We start from the raw sequence: 16,513 nt of genomic DNA, 5'->3' as shown, positions 1-16,513 counted from the left end.
TGTCGGTGAGCAGCCCGATCAGCGACGCCGGACGCACGAAGTCGACTCCCGCACATACGCCATTGCCGTGGTCGTCGGCGCCGAGCACGTGCGAGAGGCGCTGGGTGAGCCAGCGCTCGACCCCCCTGGCGGGCACGACTACCAGCTCGCGAGAGAGCACGCCGCCGACCGGCTGCCGGAGCAGTTCGCCCAGCGCATCGGCGAGCAAGTCTGTGCGCGTGTCGACGTGCACGGCGAGGCCCACGGGTCAGACTGTATGCGTTCGGCCGCCTGGGACGAGAGACGAGAAACCGCCTTCGGTTGCCCTTCACGACACCGCGGTCGTGCGGACCACTTCATCGGGTGGTCGTTCAGTACGAGTTCGTCGGCCAGACGGAGCGTCGAGGAAAGCGTCACGGAACTCAGCGCGTTGAACTTCGTGAGTGCTTCATGGTCCTCCCGGCTGAAATGTCGAATGACCGCCCTGGCGTTTGGCGCATGCGCAGTCAACGCATAGGGTTCCGCTGTTTTCGATGACCCCGACCTGAGTGGCTGCCCTGGTCTTGGCTCGGGCTTCACCCCCTTTGGGGTGTACCAGTCCCACCCTGAGGGTGGTTATTTGGTGGTAGACAACCGCTGCGGTCTCTCGACCTTCTTGCAGTTTCGGCCGCTAGAACACGTGTTGCTCGGGTTGACCTCGCAACGATAGGAGTCGGAAAGAGATGAGCGTCGTCAAGGGGCTGTGGGCCTCGGTGCAAGGAGACCCCGTGTTCATGCGGCGGGTCAACGGCTGGCTGGCGATCTTCTGGATCGGGATGATCCCGGTCTCGATGTGGTTTGGCTGGCTGAACTCCGTCGTCTACGTCTCAGCCCTATCCCTGTGGGCGCTGGTGTCTGGGCACTGGTCGGCCTGGCAGGCGGCGCGGGTGGAAGTCAAGCAACACGAAGAAGCCACCCAAGCCCAACACCGGGACATTCCGGGGGAAGTCGTCGACGCCATCGTCCAGAAGACCACCATCCAGGCCGAAGCGGGCTGACCGGGGCAGGCCCGCCCACTCACTCGATAAAACCACATCCACCCTGAAGGAGTAGTCATGATCATCTTGGGCATCATCTTGTTGCTTGTCGGAGTCCTCGCCAAGATCGCCACTCTGTGGACCATCGGGATCGTCGTCCTCGTCATCGGACTGATCCTGCTCGTCCTGGGGATGGCGGGCCGGGCAGTCGGCGGCCGCCGGCACTACTACTGAACCTCGATTCCGGCCGTGGCGGCACGCACGGCCAGGGCTGAAGTCCCCCCTGGAGCCACCTGCGGTGACCGGACGCCCACCTGCCCGCGTGCAGAGTCGCCGACCAGCCAGCGCGTCACCTTGGACATGTAGCGCGCGCAGGGTTGGTCCGCGTCACTGTGTCCGTGCCTGCAGCATCGGGCTGTGAACACCAGCAGGCGGCGGCAGGACGGTCAGTAGCTAGTCGAGGGACCGCGCAGCCGGTGTCGGTTCATCTTGCTGCTGGCGTGGCTGGTGTCGATCGCGATGGCAACCCCCGGGGTGGCCTGCTCGAGATCTTCGGCTCCCTCGCGACCTGCCTCTTCGATGCCCACCGTCGTGGCAGCGCGGTGTGGGCCATCTCGGCCGGCCGGCTGTTGCGTCCAGTTCAGCTGGGGTCGCGAATGGTCGGACCATCCTCTGCTTGGGCGGACTTGTTTTGCCCGTCGTGGTCGAAGGTGACGTCGACGTCCTCGAAACCCTTGTTCCGCTGGGCCACGGCCGCGGCGGTGTAGGCCCGCTGGTCGCCCGCGGTCAGGTCGACATCGTCAGTGAACGGGGTCAACAGGGCGCGTGGGTACAGCTTCTTATCCCGCACGACATTGATCTCCACCGAGATCACCAGAGCAACGGCAGCGAGGTAGAGCCAGGCGATCAACGCCAGCACGAACGCGAAAGCCCCGTTGGTCACGGTGGCGTTCTTCAGCACATGCTGCACATAGGCGGTACCGAACGACTGCAGCAACTGCCACAGCACAGCAGCGGTGATGGCGCCCGGGGCGGCGTCCCGCAACGAAAGGTTGGCCGCTGTCGAGATGCGGAAGACCAACAAGAAGACGACCGCATTCAGGGCCACGGATCCGACCGTCGCGCCGACAGCGGAGATGATCCCCAGAATCGAGGCCGTCGAGGATGCGCTCGTGCTCAACCCCGACAAGATGGTCGCCCCAAGCACGGCCAACCCAGCGGTACCTATCAGGAGCAAGCTTCGCAGGCGGGCCTTGAGCGGGTTCGGGCGGTTGTTGCGAGGGACAGCCCACGCTACGTTCATCGCGTTCTGGATCGCCTGAGCGACCCCGATGCTGCCGTACAAGGCCCCCACCGCACCTACCACCAGGGCGACTCCACTACCTCGAAGACCGGACGGTGTCCCGATTTGCGTGCCGATGACCGGGAACTGGGTCAACGCGGAATGCAAGACCTGCTGCTCGAGCTGCGGGTCACCTTGCAGGACGAAGCCAAGCACTGACGTCAATAGCAGCAGTAACGGAAACAGGGAAACCAGTCCGTAGTACGCGATCAAGGCGGAAAGGTAACTGCCCTGGTCGTCGAAGAACTTGTAGAGCACGGCGATAGGGAACCCCGCCCACCGGTGCCGCCGCTGAAACCGGTCCAGCCGCTGCGTCACCGACAACGGAAGTCGGCCCCTGGAATATGACGTGAAAACACCTGGGACACCCCCGGACGGCTACCGCTGCAGCGTTTCGCCCACCCGGCTCGACCGGAGAAACCGACCCGGATGTCCCTCCGGACCGCCGGCGTCGCCGCAGGTTCGACCACCTCTTCATGAGCATCCACAACCGTCGATTCTTCCACCCGTCCCGAGGTAACCAAGACGATCTATGTGCACACCGCTCGATCAGAAGCGCAGGCGCTGAGTCTGCTTGGTCAGCGGCTAAGGTCTTGAGGCGCAACGGGTGCCGTTGCGGTCAGGAATGGCTGTCAGGGTTCCAACGGACGGCCGGAGCACGCGCACAATTCGACGGTGGCCTGCATGTATGCGGTTCAGACGGTGGCCAGGGGCGGGGTCGAACCGCCGACCTTCCGATTTTCAGTCGGACGCTCGTACCAACTGAGCTACCTGGCCGTGCACAACAACGCCGGATCGCTCCGGCGAGCGCTCACTATACCCAAGCACCGAGCGCCCCGAACTGCTCAGCACGTCGACGCGGGTGCCGTCCCCGCTAACGCCGACGCGAAGAACGGCAGCACGTCCGGCACCGCCGCGTTGCTGATCGAACTGTGGTCGTCGTCCGGGTACTGCCGGAAGACGACGTGCTCGCCAGCCGCGCATACTCGCGCCACATAGGCGGAGGTCGCCGCGGGCCCGACCAGCTCGTCCTTCAGTCCCTGCGCCACGAACAGCGGCACCCCGAGCGGAGCCGACGCGGGCGTGTTCTCCGCCAACAGCTCCGACCACGGCGGGGTAGTCGAGGGGTCGGCCGACAGATAGCCGCCGATCAGCGGCCGCGCCAGCGCGTGAATCGTCAGCATCTGCCCGAACAAGCACAGGTCCGCCATGGGGGGCGTGGCCGCCACGCCGGCCGGCGGGAGGATCGTCGACAGCGACAGCCCGGGATAGGGCGACGCATAGACCGACGAGTATGCGGCGAACGCGTATGAGCCGATCGTCACCCCCGAGATGTCCCCGATGTCGTCGTGGAGCAGGGTCCCGAGCTCAGTGGCCGGCGCGGCGACGGCGTCCGCGCGCACCCGCAGCTCCGGCGCGTACGAGCCAGCCAGCTGCCCCGCGAACAGCACCGCCTGCCCACCCTGCAAGTGACCCCACAGCGGGGTTGACGGACCAGGCCCGGCGACCAGCGACCGCGCCGCCCTAACTGAGTCCAGCATCCTGTACGCCTCGCTCGCCCCGACGAGGTACGAGCTCTGTCCAGCCACGCCCAGCCCCGGGTAGTCGGCCGCGGCGATGACGTACCCGGCTCGCAGCAACGCCGCCGCGCCCTCCATGACCAGGAACGGGTCGATGCCGACCGACGGCCGCAGCGTGCGACCGCGCCCGTCGTCGGGTGTCCCCACCCCATGACGACCCGGCCGCCAGCCGGCGCGGCCCCAGAGGGCGCAACCACCCACCCCTGACACCAGGATGTCCGCCCCGAACGCGTCGGTCGAGTGGTAGAGCGACGAGGCTCAGCCCTGGGCGAGCTTCGACACGTCGTCCCACTTCTCCCACAACGCGATCCGTGACGCGTAGTCGTCCTTCGCGGTCCCCATCGGCGACGCCCCGAAGAACACCCGCAGCGGTGGCTCGTCCGCATCCACGACGCGCAGAATCGCGGCGGCAGACGCGTGCGGGTCACCAGGACCACCGGAGCCAGCTCGCGCCTTGCGCTCGCGCTGCATCGTCTTGCGGGCCTCGACGTATGCCGGCAGAGCGTCCGAGTGCTTGGCCGACGAACCGGACCAGTCGGTGGAGAACCCACCGGGCTCGACCAGAGTCACGTGGATGCCGAACCCGGCAACCTCCCCGGCCAACGCCTGGCTGAAACCTTCGAGGCCCCACTTCGAGGCGTGGTAGAGCCCAATCCCCGGGAACGCCGAGATCCCGCCGATCGACGAGACCTGGATGATGTGCCCCGATCCCTGCTCGCGCAGGTAGGGCAGCGCCGCCTGGGTCACCCACAGCGCCCCGAACAGGTTGGTCTCGATCTGCGCGCGAGCCTCCTGCTCGGTCACCTCCTCGATGAACCCGAAATGCCCATACCCGGCGTTGTTGACCACCACGTCGAGCCGGCCGAACCTGTCGTATGCCTGCTTCACCGCCGCGAAGTCAGCGGCCCGGTCGTTGACGTCCAGCTCGATCGGCAGGATCGCGTCGGCGTACTTCTGCACCAGGTCGTCGAGGGTCGAGATGTCGCGAGCCGTCGCCGCGACCCGATCGCCACGGTCGAGCGCTGCCTCAGCCCACTCGCGGCCGAACCCACGCGACGTGCCGGTGATGAACCAAGTCTTCTGCGTCATACGGGCGGCAACCCGGCCCACACCGCCCGCATTCCGCCAACGCCCACACCGCCTACGATCCCCGGGTGAGCATCACCAACATCGGAGTCGTCGGCTGCGGCCTCATGGGAGCGGGGATCGCAGAGGTGTGCGCCCGCGCCGAGCTCGACGTGGTTGTCGTCGAGTCGAGCGAAGAGGCGGCCGAGGCCGGGCGGGCCCGCCTTGCCGCGTCGCTGCACCGCGCCCAGGAGCGCGGGAAGCTGGACGACGCGGAAGCCGTCCTCGCCCGCATCAGGGTCACGACCGACCTGCCCGACCTCGCCGATCGCGACCTCGTGGTCGAGGCGATCGTCGAGAACGAGCAGGCCAAGGTCGCGCTCTTCCGCCAGCTCGACGAGATCGTCACCTCGCCCGACGCGATCCTCGCCTCCAACACCTCCTCGATCCCGATCACGAAGCTGGCCGTCGTCACGACACGCCCCGGCCACGTCCTCGGCATCCACTTCTTCAACCCTGCCCCGGTGCTCTCACTGGTCGAGCTTATTCCCAGCCTGCTGACCGAGAAGTCGACGACCGAAGCTGCGCGGACCTTTGTGCAGGACACCCTCGGCAAGCACGCGATCGACTCGCAGGACCGCGCCGGGTTCATCGTCAACGCGTTGCTGATTCCCTTTGTCCTCAGTGCGATTAGGATGCTCGAGTCCGGCTTTGCGACCGCCGAGGACATCGACGCCGGCCTCGTCCGCGGCGCCGCGCACCCCCAGGGACCGCTCGCTCTCGCGGACCTGATCGGCCTCGACACCACCAAGGCGGTCGCCGACTCGCTCTACGAGGAGTTCAAGGAACCCCTCTATGCCGCGCCGCCGCTGCTCAGCCGGATGGTCGACGCCCGGCTGCTGGGCCGCAAGACCGGTCGCGGCTTCTACGTCTACTGACACATACCCCCAGGGGGTAAACTGGGACCATGACTGAGACGTTCGGCTACCACGACACCAAGGCTGCCCACCTCAAGCGGCTGCGGCGCATCGAGGGTCAGGTGCGTGGCCTGCAAGGGATGGTCGAGGACGACAAGTACTGCATCGACATCCTCACCCAGGTCTCCGCGGCGACCAAGGCACTCCAGTCGTTCTCGCTCGAGCTGCTGGACGAGCACCTGGCGCACTGCGTCGTCGACGCCGCGCGGCGCGGCGGACCCGAGGCGGACGAGAAGGTCCGCGAGGCCTCCGAGGCCATCGCCCGGCTGGTGCGTTCCTGACCCATCGTGGGCAGTCTGCAGACCGGGAGACGGGCCGGCCCGTACGCCAGTGCCGCGCTCAGAGGTAGCGGGTGGGGTCGAACTCGGCCAGCGGGATGATCCGGACGCGAGGCAACGGGGTCGTGAACGCGCCGACGTGGTCCTCGAGGTCGAACACCTCGAGGCCGTCCTCGCCGAGCGCGACCAGGTCGGCGCTGACGTACTCGCGCAGGCCCAGCACGCCGACTCGTCGCCCATCGCGCGCCAACCGCCCGAGGTGCGGGGCGAAGTCGGCGTCATGGCTGGCGAGGAGCACGTCGCCACCCGCCGCCGCGATGGCGTCGAGGGTGCGCTGGATGCCGATGTCGACGACTTTTTCGGTGCTCGAACCGGCGAGCGGGATCGGTCGGAAGTCCATCGCCAGCAACGCCTGGACGAACGACATCGGCATCTGCCCGTTGCTGGCGTTGAGGAAGAACAGGGCCTTGACCGGCTGCCCCCACACCGAGGCGGCGAAGTCGCGGATCCGGTCCCACCGCGGCCGTTCGTCCGGCTGCGGTCGGTGGCCCAGGACGTGGATGCCCAGCGTCGCGTCGATGTTCTCGCCGTCGACGAGCAGGTAGGTCGTGGGCGGCGCGACACTCATGCGGCTGAGTATGCCGGTTCGCGTCATACTCGGGACGTGGAGAGGCGCTGGCCCGGCTGGGTCTATGACGAGGGCGACGAGCCCGATCCCCGCTTCTCCTTCGCCAACGAGCGCACCTACCTCGCGTGGGTGCGCACCGCACTCGCCCTGCTCGCCGGGGGCGTGGCGATCCAGGCGCTGCCCCTCGACATTCACCCGACCGCCCGGCGGGTCCTGTCGCTGTTCCTCATCCTCGTGGCCATGGTCGCGGTCAGCGTGGGCTGGCTGCGCTGGGCGCGCTCCGAACGCGCGATGCGCCTAGGCGCCAAGCTGCCGGGCTCGGTGATCAGCGCGTTCCTGGCCGCAGCGGTAGTGGTCGCCGCGCTGGTCGTGCTCATCCTCGTCACGTTCGCCTGACCCATGAGCGACGCCGCCGGCACCGAGCGTGGCGAGCTCCCGCGCGATCCGGGCCTGCAGCCTGAACGTACCGCCCTGGCCTGGCAGCGGTCGGCCCTGTCCTTGGCCGGGGTGAGTGCCGTCGTCGCGCGGCTGACCTTCGACACCGTGGGATGGGTGGCGGTCCTGGTGCTCGTCACGGGGCTCGGGCACGCTGCCGTGGTGTTCGTGACGTCGCAACGGCACTACCGCCGACGTACGGGAGCTACGGGCCGTCGGCGCGCGCCTTGGCCTGCGGGCGTGCACTCCGCACTCCTCGGCGGCCAGGTGCTGCTCCTGGGCGCTCTCGTGGTGGCCGAGATCGTCAGCCAAGCGTGACGCGGTCGGGACAGGGCGCTTACCCCACGTCCGCCTGACCCTTGCGCATGCCGAAGGCCCGCCACCTCGTTCGGTGACGGGCCTTCGTGTCTCGAGCGACCCCGACCGGGCTCGAACCGGCGACCTCCGCCGTGACAGGGCGGCGCGCTAACCAACTGCGCTACGGGGCCTAGGTGGTGCAGGTGATGCTGAACGTTCGTATCCCCAACGGGATTCGAACCCGTGCTGCCGCCGTGAAAGGGCGGAGTCCTTGGCCGCTAGACGATGGGGACCCGGATCCGTCGAGGAACGTCCGAAAGCATAGGCGATGCCATCGAGCCCGCCAAATCGCTCATCGTCCGCGCGAGGTCCACTCCAGAACCCGATCCACCGGCCACGTGGTGACGATCCGCTCGGCCGGCACGCCGAGCCGCTCGGCGCGTTCACAGCCGTACGCCTTGAAGTCCAGCTGTCCCGGGGCGTGCGCGTCGGAGTCGATGGTGAACAGGCACCCGAGTTCCAGCGCCATGGTGATCAGCTCGTCCGGCGGGTCCTCTCTCTCGGGACGGGCGTTGATCTCGACTGCGGTGTCGCCCTCGATGCAGGCGTCGAAGACGGCCTTCGCGTCGAACGAGGACTGCGCCCGCTTGCCCCGCCCGCCGGTGACCAGCCGGCCGGTGCAGTGGCCGAGGACGTTGACGCGCGGGTTGAGGACGGCGGTGACCATCCGGCGGGTCATCGGGGCGGCGTTCATGGCGAGCTTGGAATGGACAGAGGCCGTGACGACGTCGAGCTTGCCGAGCATCTCCGGTGTCTGGTCGAGCTCACCCTCGTCGAGGATGTCGACCTCGATCCCCTTGAGGAGCCGGAACCGGTCGCCGAGCGAGTCGTTGATCGCGTCGACCACCTTGAGCTGCTTGATGAGACGCTCGACCGACAACCCGTTCGCGATCCGCAGCCGGGGGGAGTGGTCGGTCAGTGCCAGGTACTCCTGACCCAGCTCGACCGCGGTCAGCACCATCTCGTCGATCGGCGAGCCGCCGTCGCTCCACTCGGAGTGGCTGTGCAGGTCGCCGACAAGCGAGGCATACAGCTCGGCGCCGCCTCGGGTCAGCGGGGCGGACTCCTTCTCCTGCAACGACTCCAGGTATGCCGGGAGCGTCCCTCCCACGGCCTGCTTGACGACCGCGGCGGTCGAGTCGCCGACGCCCTGTAGGTCCTTGAGGGTGCCTTGGTCGGCGCGTTGACGCAGCTCCTCCGTCGACAGGGTGGCGACGACCTTGGCCGCGTTGCGGAACGCCTCGACGCGGTAGGTGCCGGCCCGGGAGCGTTCGAGCAGGAACGCGATCCGGCGCAACGCGTCCACGGGAGTGACCGGAGCCGTCAGAGGCTGGACGATCTGCACCGAGTCAGTGTGGCATCACCCTGTGGAGACGCTGAAGACGATGGGCGACCCCATCGGGAAGGCGTCGGTGACGAGCGTGACGACGCCCGCCTCGTACGTGCCCATCCGGACCACGAGTCGAGAAGGAGAGGTCGAGTCGTCGATGCGGAGGGAGGTCTGCGATGCGGCGAACTCCGGGGCGGCAAGAGCTGCGCGCAGCTGGGCCAGCCGGACCTCACCGTCGGCAGAGCGCCAGTCGAACGGGGTGGTGCCAACCGGCAACGTCAGGGTCACGTCACCCCCAGACTGGTTCTCCGGCTTCTGCAGGGAACCGCCCGGACCGATCTTCGTCGAGCTCGCACCGGGAGTCTCAGGACTGCGGTCAGCGCCCGCACTGGAGGATGCAGGGCCACCGGCGGTGGCTGCCGCCCGGGCGGAGCTCGCCGTACTGGCCCCGCTATCGACGCCGGACCGCATCACGGAAGGGACGACGAACACGCCGATGGCAGCAGCTGCGGCAACGCCCACCAGACCGCGGGCCCAGGACCTGCGGCGGTTCGCTCGCGCGCGACCGGCCCGCAGCGCCCGCGCCTCGAAGTTGGCGTCCGGGGGCGTGAGCTCATCCACCGCGTGCAGGCGCTCGCGCAGGAGGTCCTCGAGACTGGGCGGCTGCGGTGTCATGACGTCACTTCTCTTTCGGATGTGCTTTCTCTCGCAGCAGGCTTCTGGGGCGGCGAGTCGGCAAGGCGGAAACGCATACTGGCCAGTCCGCGGGACAGCTGGCTCTTGACGGTCCCCTCGGGGATCTCGAGCTCGGCCGCGATCTGGGGGACGCTGAGGTCTTGGTAGAACCGGAGCACCAGGACGGCGCGCTGCTTGGGGGGCAGCTCCTTGAGCAGGGCCGACAAGGTGACGGTCAGTGCGGCGTCACGGTCGTTTACGGGGTTCTCGGGCACCGCCGCGAGGACGACCTCGCGCCCGAGCTTGCGGCGCTGGTTGAGGTAGGTACGCAACATCGTCGTGCGTGTGTAGCTCTCGACCGCCTGCGATGCGGCGATCCTCGGCCAGGCGACGTAGACCTTGGCGAGCGACTCCTGGACCAGGTCGTCCCCGGACGCCCAGTCCCCGCAGAGCAGGAAGGCGGTGCGACGCAGCGCGTGGGACCGGCCACGGACGAACTCCATGAATGCCTCGTCTCGCGTCGCCGCCACGAGGTCACCTCCATCTCCCTGGCCCCGGTCGCAGGGTGAGGAGCCGCCTCCTCACCCTGACAGACCCGCTGGCACTGAGGAACGTTCCGTATGCGTGTGCCTCAGTTCGGGACTCAGCCCGCGGGGATCGGCCCCACCGGCTGGCCACCGACGACAGCGGCGCAGAACGCCGGACCCTTGCCCGACGCCTCGACGCTCGCATCCCCGGCACCGACCTGCTTGCGGTCGACGTTGCCGCCGGCCGAGATCGCGACGGTCACCTGCGCCGTCGTCGTGAACGTGAGCCGGGCCGCGATCTTGCTGCCACCGTTCTTGGAGCAGGTGAGGTTGACGTTGCTCACGGTGGCCCGGGGCGGCTGTGCCGGCTGGGTCGGCTGTGGCGGCTGTGGCGGCTGGGTACTCGCCCCGGACGTCGGCTGCGGCGGGGTCGACTGGGGTGGCGGGGTGGTCGACGCGACGGGGGCGTCGGGATCGGGGTCCGCGGTCTCTCCGGGCACCGGGTCGGTCAGGGTCGGCTGGGCTGCGGGAGGCAGGTTCAGCGTGGTCGCGTCGACCCAGGTGGGAGCCGGTGGGGTGAACGACGTGGTCGCGGGGACCGGGGTCGCCGTCGCCGCGGTCGTCGAGGCGGCGTCGGTCGGCGTCGAGACGGCGCTCAAGACAACCGAGGGTGGCGCCATGGACTTCACGACCCAGAACATGGCGGCGACCATGCCCATACCGACGATCAGGACTGCCGCGACGATCGCAACGTTGCGGCGTCCCTCGTGCTCGAACTCGTCGTTCATGCGTTGTTTGGCCCTTCGTTGCGTCAGGCCCCCCGCGCCGCTTCAGCGGACAGGATAGGGGAGAACCGGCCGCCGGACCGCATACCGGGGGCTGTGTCGTTGCTGACTAGGATCAAACGGACCATGAACTTCGCTCTGATGCTCACGGTCTTCGTGACGATCTTCGTCGTGGAGCTTCCGGACAAGACGTTCATCGCCACCCTCGTACTCGCAACCCGATATCGGCCCATCCTCGTGTGGATCGGTGTGACCGCGGCGTTCCTCGTCCAGACGGTGATCGCTGTCGCCTTCGGCGGTCTGATCAGCCGGTTGCCCGAACAGCCGGTCTTCGCCGTGGTCGCCGTCCTTTTCCTGGTGGCCGGCGTGCTGTTGCTGCGCGGCGCATCCGAGGCGGACGCCGAGGAGGAGGAGACTGAGACGAAGTACGGCGGGGCGGCGGACCTCGGCAGCTCCCGCTGGCGGGCGATGAGCGCAAGTTTCCTCATCCTTTTCCTGGCGGAGTGGGGTGACCTGACCCAGTTGGCGACCGCCGGCTTCGTCGCGAAGGGCGGCTCGCCGCTCAGTGTGGGTCTCGGCGCGTTCCTGGCCCTCGCGCTGGTGGCGGGACTCGCGGCGATCATCGGTCGCGCGCTGTTGACCCGGTTGCGGTTGTCGCTGATCCGGCGCGTGGGTGGCGTGCTCTGTCTGGTGTTCGCCGCGACGATGGCGTTGCAGCTGTTCGGGGTCGAGCTGCCGTCCTGGCTGCCGTTCTGAGCTGCTCCCCGTGAGGTACACCGTCATTGGCCTGCTCTGGCGCGCCATGCTGGGCCGGTGACGTTAGACGAACCAGTATGCCGCGCGCGCTTCGCTACCAGCCCGGTGGCGCGGTTGGCGACGATCAACAGCGACGGCACACCGCATCTCGTGCCGGTGACGTTCGCGGTGCTGGGTGATGTCATCGTGGTGGCGGTGGACCACAAGCCCAAGACGACGACGCGGTTGCGCCGGCTGCGCAACATCTCGGACAACCCCGCTGTGTGCGTGATCGTCGACCACTACACCGACGACTGGTCGGCGTTGTGGTGGGTCCGCGCGGACGCCCGAGCCGAGGTCGTCGAGGCGGGTGACGGCTGGCATACGGGCGTAGCCGCTTTGGTCGCGAAATACGATCAGTACCAACAAGACCCGCCGACTGGGCCGGTCATTCGGGCCGTAGTCACCCGGTGGTCGGGGTGGGCTTACACGCAGTCTGCGTGAGGGTCAGAAGCCTGCGGGTTCGTGGGGGCGGTAGCCCTTCTCGAGTGTGGCCACCTCGTCGTCGGTGAGCTCGACGTCGAGCGCTGCTACGGCGTCCGAGATGTGCGACGCCTTGGTCGCGCCGACGATCGGGGCAGTGATGACGGGGTTGCGCATCACCCAGGCGAGCGCGACCTGCGCGCGCGGGATGCCGCGGACGTCGGCGACCTGCCCCACTGCCTCGACGACGGCTCGGTCGCCGGCGTCGTACAACGTCTTGCCGAACTCGTCGGTCTCGCTGCGGTTGGTCGTCGTGCCCCACTCGCGGGTCAGGAGGCCGCGGGCCAGCGGGCTCCAGGGGATGACGCCGACACCCTCGTCCGCACAGAGTGGGAACATCTCTCGCTCCTCCTCGCGGTTGAGCAGGTTGTAGTGGTCCTGCATCGACCGGAACGGAGTCCAGCCGTGCGCGCGGGCCAGGTGCTGCGCCTTGGAGAACTGCCAGGCGTACATAGAAGAGGCTCCGATGTAGCGTGCCTTGCCGGCCTGGACCACGTCGTGCAACGCCTCGAGCGTCTCCTCGATCGGCGTCTTCGGGTCCCAGCGGTGGATCTGGTAGAGGTCGACGTAGTCGGTGCCGAGCCGGGTCAGGCTGGCGTCGATCGCAGAGAGGATCGCCTTACGCGACAAGCCCGCTCCGTTGGGGCCGTCGAACATCCGACCGTGGACCTTGGTGGCGATGACGAGCTCGTCGCGGTGGCCGTACTCGGCGAGAGCCCGGCCGACGATCTCCTCACTGCTCCCAGCGGAGTAGACGTTGGCCGTGTCGAAGAAGGTGATCCCCGCGTCGAGGGCTTGCCGGATCAGGGGTCGAGAGACGTCCTCGTCGAGCGTCCACTCGTGCGGACCGCGGTGGGGTTCACCGAAGCTCATGCACCCCATCACAATCCGTGAGACATCCAGTCCACTCGACCCGAGCTTGACGTAGTCCATGGCGTCATTGTCGCCCCGCGTCGTCGAGGTGAGCCCGGAGGCCACGAGGATGACGACGATCGCGATGCCGGCGGTGTATGCGGCGACGCTGCCCGAGGTCAGTGCAGCTCGCTCTACACAGTGTTCCCGCCGAGGGCCGAGACAGTGACGTGGCAGCCCCGCTAGTCCTTGTCAGACTCCTTCAGGCTGGGGTACCGCTTCTCGACGGCGGCGCGGACCGTCTTCTGCTCCTGCGCTGTGCCGTCCTGGGCAACCCGGGCCAGCGCGTTGCGGACGTGGGCCACGTCCAGGATCGGGCATTTCCGCTCGTCGGGCAGAGCGAACGACCCGTCCTCGAGCCCGTCGCGGCTGTCAGCGTCACTGAGATCCTTGGACATGAGCGCCAGTTTTCCTAGCGCGCTCGGGCTTCGTGACACGAAGCCTCGGTCCGCACTGCCGTACGCTTCGTGGTCGCGGGGCCTCTAGCTCAATGGTTAGAGCTGCGGACTTTTAATCCGTAGGTTGTGGGTTCGAGTCCCACGGGGCCCACCAAACCACGCACAGACTGGCAGAACCTCACCGCCAAAATCGGTCTGAGGGCACTCCTACGGGCTCACGGAAGGCCCGGCCCACGTTGTTCCGGTCGCGATATCGACCCTTGACGTCCGGGAAGACCGTGCGCGACTTCAGGCGCGACGCCTTCAACCCGCGTCGAGGACCGCATCCGGCAAGTGAAGGCCACCGGGTTGCGGAACTTCCCATGTCGGGCCTGGACCGAGGACAACGCGTGGTTACAGGTCGTGCTGACCGCGACCGACCTGATCGCCCGGACCCAGCTGATCGCGTTCGGGCACGTCCCGCAGCTCGCCCGGTGTGAGGTCGCCGCGTTCCGCTACCGCGTGCTGCACGTCGCTGCCCGCCTGACCACCTAGCGGTCCCGCCCGCCCGACCAGGACCATTGGAGAACCACCCACCCGACGCGACAGTCAGGCCCTCACCGTGCCGAAGGCGCCGCGCGAACTCATCAAGCGCTGACGGACACCGCGCGAGCACCGTCAGAGCCAAACCACGTCGCCGCGTGAAAAGGGGAGGCTAAAGCTCGCTGTTGGGGAGGAAGCAGATCCCCATCTTTTGGTACTCACCGGCGCAGGCGCTGGTGTTCTGCGCATTGTCGCTGCCGATCCACAGACCTGCGCCGGTGCGCAGCATTTCACTCGCACCTTGGCCCCGGCCTCGAGTGGGGTTGTAGTTGAGAACGCCCGTTACCGGGTCCAAACCGCCCATTCCCGGGGCGGCAGTGTTGCCGGAGCCCGGGCTGTCGCACCCGTTCGGGTTGTCAGCCCAGCGCTCGTGACCGCCGATGTAGACGTGGTTCGCGTCCGCAGCGGTGGAGTAGAGAGAGTCACAACCGGTGTAGTTGACCCACTGGTGCAAGACGGAGCCGGAGCTGGTGCTGGGGAAGGCCGCTGCGGCGTCGCAAAGACCGCCCCGCGGCTCCCCGGTGTTGAACCCCGTCATCACGTAGGGGTCCAAGTCTGTGGCCGGCTTGTATCCGGTGGTCGCGATGTAGACGGTCGACTGGTCGGGCGACCAGCTGGCGGCCTGGAGCCAGAACGGCTCGACGGCGTGGCAGTTCTGATTGAACTCAGGCGAGTACCACGAGTCGACGGTCGCGCTACTCGCGCCCAGATCCAGCATAAAGATCTGCCGGCGGTTCTGGGCACCGACGGAAGTGAAGACGCCCATCGCGAGCAGCTTCGAACCGTCTGGACTCAGGGCCGTGTTATACACCTGAGAGGCGTTGAAGCCGCTCTTGCGGCCATCCTGCTGCGTATAGACGTAGTTGCCGGAGATGTTCAGATTGATGTAGCCGTCGTCCTTGCCGGTGGACGGGTTGACACTGATCATGTACTTCTTGGCGAACGAGCCGTTGAACGACGTGAACCTCCCGCCGACAAGCAGGTGGCCCGTCGACATCACCAGTGTGCTGACCGGTTTGTTCGCCGTAGCAGCGAAGCTGGGAACGACCGACCCCGTAACGGTGCTCACCGCGACGATATTGCTGGCCGGGGAGCCGCCGACCGATGTGAATTCGCCGCCTAGGTAGGCGACCGAGCAGTCGGCCGAGAGCGCTACTGAGTCAACTTCGCCGTTCACGTTCGGGTTCCACGCCGTGATAGTGCCGTTCGTGTCGGAGAAGCTGAATGCGTTGTTGCGCGTGACGACCGACGACCCTTGCTTGACCGAAGTGAACCGGCCGACGGCATACATCGAGCCGCCACACGGGACAAACTGGCGAACAGTTTCGACGGAGCCATCCGTACCACTGGTGGCGAGCTCCGGTGTCCACTTCGCCGCCAACACGTCACCTGGGCCCTTGATGCCAGCCGCGGCAGCCACTGGTGCTGCTACGAGCCCGACGACGCCAGCGATCGCCACGATGGCGGCCAGGCCGCCCCCCTTGAACTTGAGCGTTCGTCCCATCACGTTTCCTCTTCCCGCTTCGGCCCCCGGACAAGTGACCTTGGTCCCCCGGGACAAGTGGCCTTTTGTCATCGCCTCGTGTCCCATTACCGGGGGCTGGCGAGAACGTACCTAAGGCGAACCTGCCGCACACCGCTTCCGCTGAAACTCCACCCATTTGGACTATCCGCATGGCTCCGCCGGACTACCTGGACGGTTGCGGGCGAATTCGAGGAGGGGCTGCCTGCTGCCAGGCAAGACGATCGAGCGGCAGATGCCGCTGGCAGACGCTGAGTCTGCAGTACCACAACGAGAAGATCGAGACGATCTGCGTCGTCGAGGGTCGAGCAAACGTCGACTACGGGAACGACGAGCAGACACGCCAAACGGCCGAGGTCGGCCCCGGCACCGTGATCCACCTGCCTGCAGGTGTGTTTTACCCGGGTCAGGGCCGATGAGGACCGGTGCCGGTCCGGCACCTCCGCGCCTTGAGCCGGCGCCCTGAAACCACCTTCTCGCTTGACGGCTGGGCCCGTGCGGAGGGAGGGCTATTCAGTGGTGAAGGACTCGACCTCGGCTGGCGGCTCGTCGACAACACCGGATCTCAGGCGTTGAGGAGGGACGGGGTCGACCAAGGCGAACCGACCGGAAGCCCCAGCCCTCACCCGCCAGCCAACCGTTGTTCTCAGACCCGTTCGGCTGGCCTCCTTATCGGCATCGCAGCCGGCCACCTTCATCTCGACAGATCCCGATCATTGCGAGATCCCGATCATTGCGCCAACGCTGCCGCACCTGGTCACCTCCCTGCCGCGAAACCGCTTCGCTCCGGTCCGGTGCCAAGGTCGCAGACCGATGTGCACCAGCCCCAAGTGCCGACCGGCGAGGG

The 16,513-nt window shown here is 67.5% G+C and carries 20 protein-coding genes, 4 tRNA genes and 1 pseudogene; 10 read left to right on the top strand and 15 right to left on the bottom strand.

Annotated elements, in window-relative coordinates:
- On the bottom strand, positions 1 to 244 hold a 244-nt coding region (locus ABI385_RS16235), incomplete at its 3' end, for an exodeoxyribonuclease V subunit gamma (protein ID WP_348104802.1).
- Positions 245 to 701: 457 nt separating this feature from the next.
- On the opposite strand from ABI385_RS16235, the gene ABI385_RS16230 reads away from it, so the two are divergent.
- Both ABI385_RS16230 and ABI385_RS16225 read left to right on the top strand, forming a co-directional pair.
- On the top strand, positions 702 to 1,016 hold the full coding sequence (locus ABI385_RS16230) for a hypothetical protein (RefSeq protein WP_348104801.1): 315 nt from the start codon (positions 702 to 704) through the stop codon (positions 1,014 to 1,016).
- A gap of 57 nt (positions 1,017 to 1,073) precedes the next feature.
- Positions 1,074 to 1,229, top strand: coding sequence for a DUF6131 family protein (locus ABI385_RS16225; protein WP_348104800.1), 156 nt, complete (start codon positions 1,074 to 1,076; stop codon positions 1,227 to 1,229).
- Between the two features lie 406 nt (positions 1,230 to 1,635).
- On the opposite strand, the gene ABI385_RS16220 is transcribed toward ABI385_RS16225, so the two are convergent.
- The 4 genes from ABI385_RS16220 to ABI385_RS16205 form a co-directional block, all read right to left on the bottom strand.
- The gene (locus tag ABI385_RS16220) at positions 1,636 to 2,655 is read right to left on the bottom strand and encodes a YhjD/YihY/BrkB family envelope integrity protein (RefSeq protein ID WP_348104799.1); all 1,020 of its coding nucleotides are present in this window, start codon (positions 2,653 to 2,655) and stop codon (positions 1,636 to 1,638) included.
- A 385-nt stretch (positions 2,656 to 3,040) separates the two neighbouring features.
- Positions 3,041 to 3,114, bottom strand: a tRNA-Phe gene (locus ABI385_RS16215).
- A 68-nt stretch (positions 3,115 to 3,182) separates the two neighbouring features.
- On the bottom strand, positions 3,183 to 4,064 hold the full coding sequence (locus ABI385_RS16210) for a lipase family protein (RefSeq protein ID WP_348104798.1): 882 nt from the start codon (positions 4,062 to 4,064) through the stop codon (positions 3,183 to 3,185).
- Positions 4,065 to 4,175: 111 nt separating this feature from the next.
- Positions 4,176 to 5,006: an SDR family oxidoreductase gene (locus tag ABI385_RS16205; RefSeq protein WP_348104797.1), complete on the bottom strand. Its 831-nt coding sequence runs from the start codon at positions 5,004 to 5,006 to the stop codon at positions 4,176 to 4,178.
- Between the two features lie 65 nt (positions 5,007 to 5,071).
- Here ABI385_RS16205 and ABI385_RS16200 point away from each other — a divergent pair, with 65 nt between their 5' ends.
- Positions 5,072 to 5,920, top strand: coding sequence for a 3-hydroxybutyryl-CoA dehydrogenase (locus ABI385_RS16200; RefSeq protein WP_348104796.1), 849 nt, complete (start codon positions 5,072 to 5,074; stop codon positions 5,918 to 5,920).
- A 29-nt stretch (positions 5,921 to 5,949) separates the two neighbouring features.
- A complete protein-coding gene (locus ABI385_RS16195) occupies positions 5,950 to 6,240 on the top strand; it encodes a metal-sensitive transcriptional regulator (protein ID WP_348104795.1) in 291 nt (96 codons plus the stop codon).
- Between the two features lie 58 nt (positions 6,241 to 6,298).
- On the opposite strand, the gene ABI385_RS16190 is transcribed toward ABI385_RS16195, so the two are convergent.
- On the bottom strand, positions 6,299 to 6,865 hold the full coding sequence (locus tag ABI385_RS16190) for an NYN domain-containing protein (RefSeq protein ID WP_348104794.1): 567 nt from the start codon (positions 6,863 to 6,865) through the stop codon (positions 6,299 to 6,301).
- Positions 6,866 to 6,901: 36 nt separating this feature from the next.
- On the opposite strand from ABI385_RS16190, the gene ABI385_RS16185 reads away from it, so the two are divergent.
- Both ABI385_RS16185 and ABI385_RS16180 read left to right on the top strand, forming a co-directional pair.
- On the top strand, positions 6,902 to 7,261 hold the full coding sequence (locus ABI385_RS16185) for a DUF202 domain-containing protein (protein WP_348104793.1): 360 nt from the start codon (positions 6,902 to 6,904) through the stop codon (positions 7,259 to 7,261).
- A gap of 3 nt (positions 7,262 to 7,264) precedes the next feature.
- Positions 7,265 to 7,618 carry a DUF202 domain-containing protein gene (locus tag ABI385_RS16180; protein WP_348104792.1) on the top strand — a complete coding sequence of 118 codons (354 nt, stop codon included), beginning with the start codon at positions 7,265 to 7,267 and terminating at the stop codon, positions 7,616 to 7,618.
- A 96-nt stretch (positions 7,619 to 7,714) separates the two neighbouring features.
- Here ABI385_RS16180 and ABI385_RS16175 read toward each other — a convergent pair.
- The 6 genes from ABI385_RS16175 to ABI385_RS16150 form a co-directional block, all read right to left on the bottom strand.
- Positions 7,715 to 7,788 (bottom strand) — tRNA-Asp (locus ABI385_RS16175).
- 29 nt (positions 7,789 to 7,817) lie between these two features.
- Positions 7,818 to 7,890, bottom strand: a tRNA-Glu gene (locus ABI385_RS16170).
- Between the two features lie 59 nt (positions 7,891 to 7,949).
- Entirely contained in the window at positions 7,950 to 9,002 is a 1,053-nt protein-coding gene (locus ABI385_RS16165) for a PHP domain-containing protein (protein ID WP_348104791.1), read from the bottom strand.
- 15 nt (positions 9,003 to 9,017) lie between these two features.
- Positions 9,018 to 9,662: a hypothetical protein gene (locus ABI385_RS16160; RefSeq protein WP_348104790.1), complete on the bottom strand. Its 645-nt coding sequence runs from the start codon at positions 9,660 to 9,662 to the stop codon at positions 9,018 to 9,020.
- Positions 9,659 to 10,192 carry a SigE family RNA polymerase sigma factor gene (locus ABI385_RS16155; protein WP_348104789.1) on the bottom strand — a complete coding sequence of 178 codons (534 nt, stop codon included), beginning with the start codon at positions 10,190 to 10,192 and terminating at the stop codon, positions 9,659 to 9,661. The genes ABI385_RS16160 and ABI385_RS16155 overlap by 4 nt, the downstream gene beginning before the upstream one ends.
- A 113-nt stretch (positions 10,193 to 10,305) precedes the next feature.
- On the bottom strand, positions 10,306 to 10,977 hold the full coding sequence (locus tag ABI385_RS16150) for a hypothetical protein (RefSeq protein WP_348104788.1): 672 nt from the start codon (positions 10,975 to 10,977) through the stop codon (positions 10,306 to 10,308).
- A 123-nt stretch (positions 10,978 to 11,100) separates the two neighbouring features.
- Here ABI385_RS16150 and ABI385_RS16145 point away from each other — a divergent pair, with 123 nt between their 5' ends.
- Both ABI385_RS16145 and ABI385_RS16140 read left to right on the top strand, forming a co-directional pair.
- Positions 11,101 to 11,730 carry a TMEM165/GDT1 family protein gene (locus ABI385_RS16145; RefSeq protein WP_348104787.1) on the top strand — a complete coding sequence of 210 codons (630 nt, stop codon included), beginning with the start codon at positions 11,101 to 11,103 and terminating at the stop codon, positions 11,728 to 11,730.
- Positions 11,731 to 11,787: 57 nt separating this feature from the next.
- The gene (locus tag ABI385_RS16140; RefSeq protein WP_348104786.1) at positions 11,788 to 12,213 is read left to right on the top strand and encodes a TIGR03668 family PPOX class F420-dependent oxidoreductase; all 426 of its coding nucleotides are present in this window, start codon (positions 11,788 to 11,790) and stop codon (positions 12,211 to 12,213) included.
- Positions 12,214 to 12,216: 3 nt separating this feature from the next.
- Here ABI385_RS16140 and ABI385_RS16135 read toward each other — a convergent pair whose 3' ends face one another.
- Both ABI385_RS16135 and ABI385_RS16130 read right to left on the bottom strand, forming a co-directional pair.
- A complete protein-coding gene (locus tag ABI385_RS16135; RefSeq protein WP_348104785.1) occupies positions 12,217 to 13,185 on the bottom strand; it encodes an aldo/keto reductase in 969 nt (322 codons plus the stop codon).
- Between the two features lie 161 nt (positions 13,186 to 13,346).
- A complete protein-coding gene (locus tag ABI385_RS16130) occupies positions 13,347 to 13,562 on the bottom strand; it encodes a DUF6582 domain-containing protein (RefSeq protein WP_348104784.1) in 216 nt (71 codons plus the stop codon).
- A 78-nt stretch (positions 13,563 to 13,640) separates the two neighbouring features.
- Between ABI385_RS16130 and ABI385_RS16125 the strand changes: the two genes are divergently transcribed.
- A tRNA-Lys gene (locus tag ABI385_RS16125) sits at positions 13,641 to 13,716 on the top strand.
- Positions 13,717 to 13,871: 155 nt separating this feature from the next.
- Positions 13,872 to 14,090: pseudogene (locus tag ABI385_RS16120) on the top strand (IS1380 family transposase); the annotation flags it as partial.
- A 166-nt stretch (positions 14,091 to 14,256) separates the two neighbouring features.
- Here ABI385_RS16120 and ABI385_RS16115 read toward each other — a convergent pair.
- A complete protein-coding gene (locus ABI385_RS16115) occupies positions 14,257 to 15,648 on the bottom strand; it encodes a hypothetical protein (RefSeq protein WP_348104783.1) in 1,392 nt (463 codons plus the stop codon).
- Positions 15,649 to 16,513 lie beyond the last annotated feature (865 nt).

Source organism: Lapillicoccus sp. (genome assembly GCF_039935575.1).
Taxonomy (GTDB): domain Bacteria; phylum Actinomycetota; class Actinomycetes; order Actinomycetales; family Dermatophilaceae; genus Lapillicoccus.
The sequence above is the reverse complement of the archived record's forward strand: the minus strand, read 5'-3'. Positions and strand labels throughout refer to the sequence as shown.

Excerpts from the sequence above, each read along its gene's own strand:
- ABI385_RS16230 (WP_348104801.1), top strand. The coding sequence starts at position 702 with ATGAGCGTCGTCAAGGGGCTGTGGGCCTCGGTGCAAGGAGACCCCGTG.
- ABI385_RS16225 (WP_348104800.1), top strand. The coding sequence starts at position 1,074 with ATGATCATCTTGGGCATCATCTTGTTGCTTGTCGGAGTCCTCGCCAAG.
- ABI385_RS16205 (WP_348104797.1), bottom strand. The coding sequence starts at position 5,006 with ATGACGCAGAAGACTTGGTTCATCACCGGCACGTCGCGTGGGTTCGGC.
- ABI385_RS16195 (WP_348104795.1), top strand. The coding sequence starts at position 5,950 with ATGACTGAGACGTTCGGCTACCACGACACCAAGGCTGCCCACCTCAAG.
- ABI385_RS16190 (WP_348104794.1), bottom strand. The coding sequence starts at position 6,865 with ATGAGTGTCGCGCCGCCCACGACCTACCTGCTCGTCGACGGCGAGAAC.
- ABI385_RS16180 (WP_348104792.1), top strand. The coding sequence starts at position 7,265 with ATGAGCGACGCCGCCGGCACCGAGCGTGGCGAGCTCCCGCGCGATCCG.
- ABI385_RS16160 (WP_348104790.1), bottom strand. The coding sequence starts at position 9,662 with ATGACACCGCAGCCGCCCAGTCTCGAGGACCTCCTGCGCGAGCGCCTG.
- ABI385_RS16150 (WP_348104788.1), bottom strand. The coding sequence starts at position 10,977 with ATGAACGACGAGTTCGAGCACGAGGGACGCCGCAACGTTGCGATCGTC.
- ABI385_RS16145 (WP_348104787.1), top strand. The coding sequence starts at position 11,101 with ATGAACTTCGCTCTGATGCTCACGGTCTTCGTGACGATCTTCGTCGTG.
- ABI385_RS16135 (WP_348104785.1), bottom strand. The coding sequence starts at position 13,185 with ATGGACTACGTCAAGCTCGGGTCGAGTGGACTGGATGTCTCACGGATT.
- ABI385_RS16130 (WP_348104784.1), bottom strand. The coding sequence starts at position 13,562 with ATGTCCAAGGATCTCAGTGACGCTGACAGCCGCGACGGGCTCGAGGAC.
- ABI385_RS16115 (WP_348104783.1), bottom strand. The coding sequence starts at position 15,648 with ATGGGACGAACGCTCAAGTTCAAGGGGGGCGGCCTGGCCGCCATCGTG.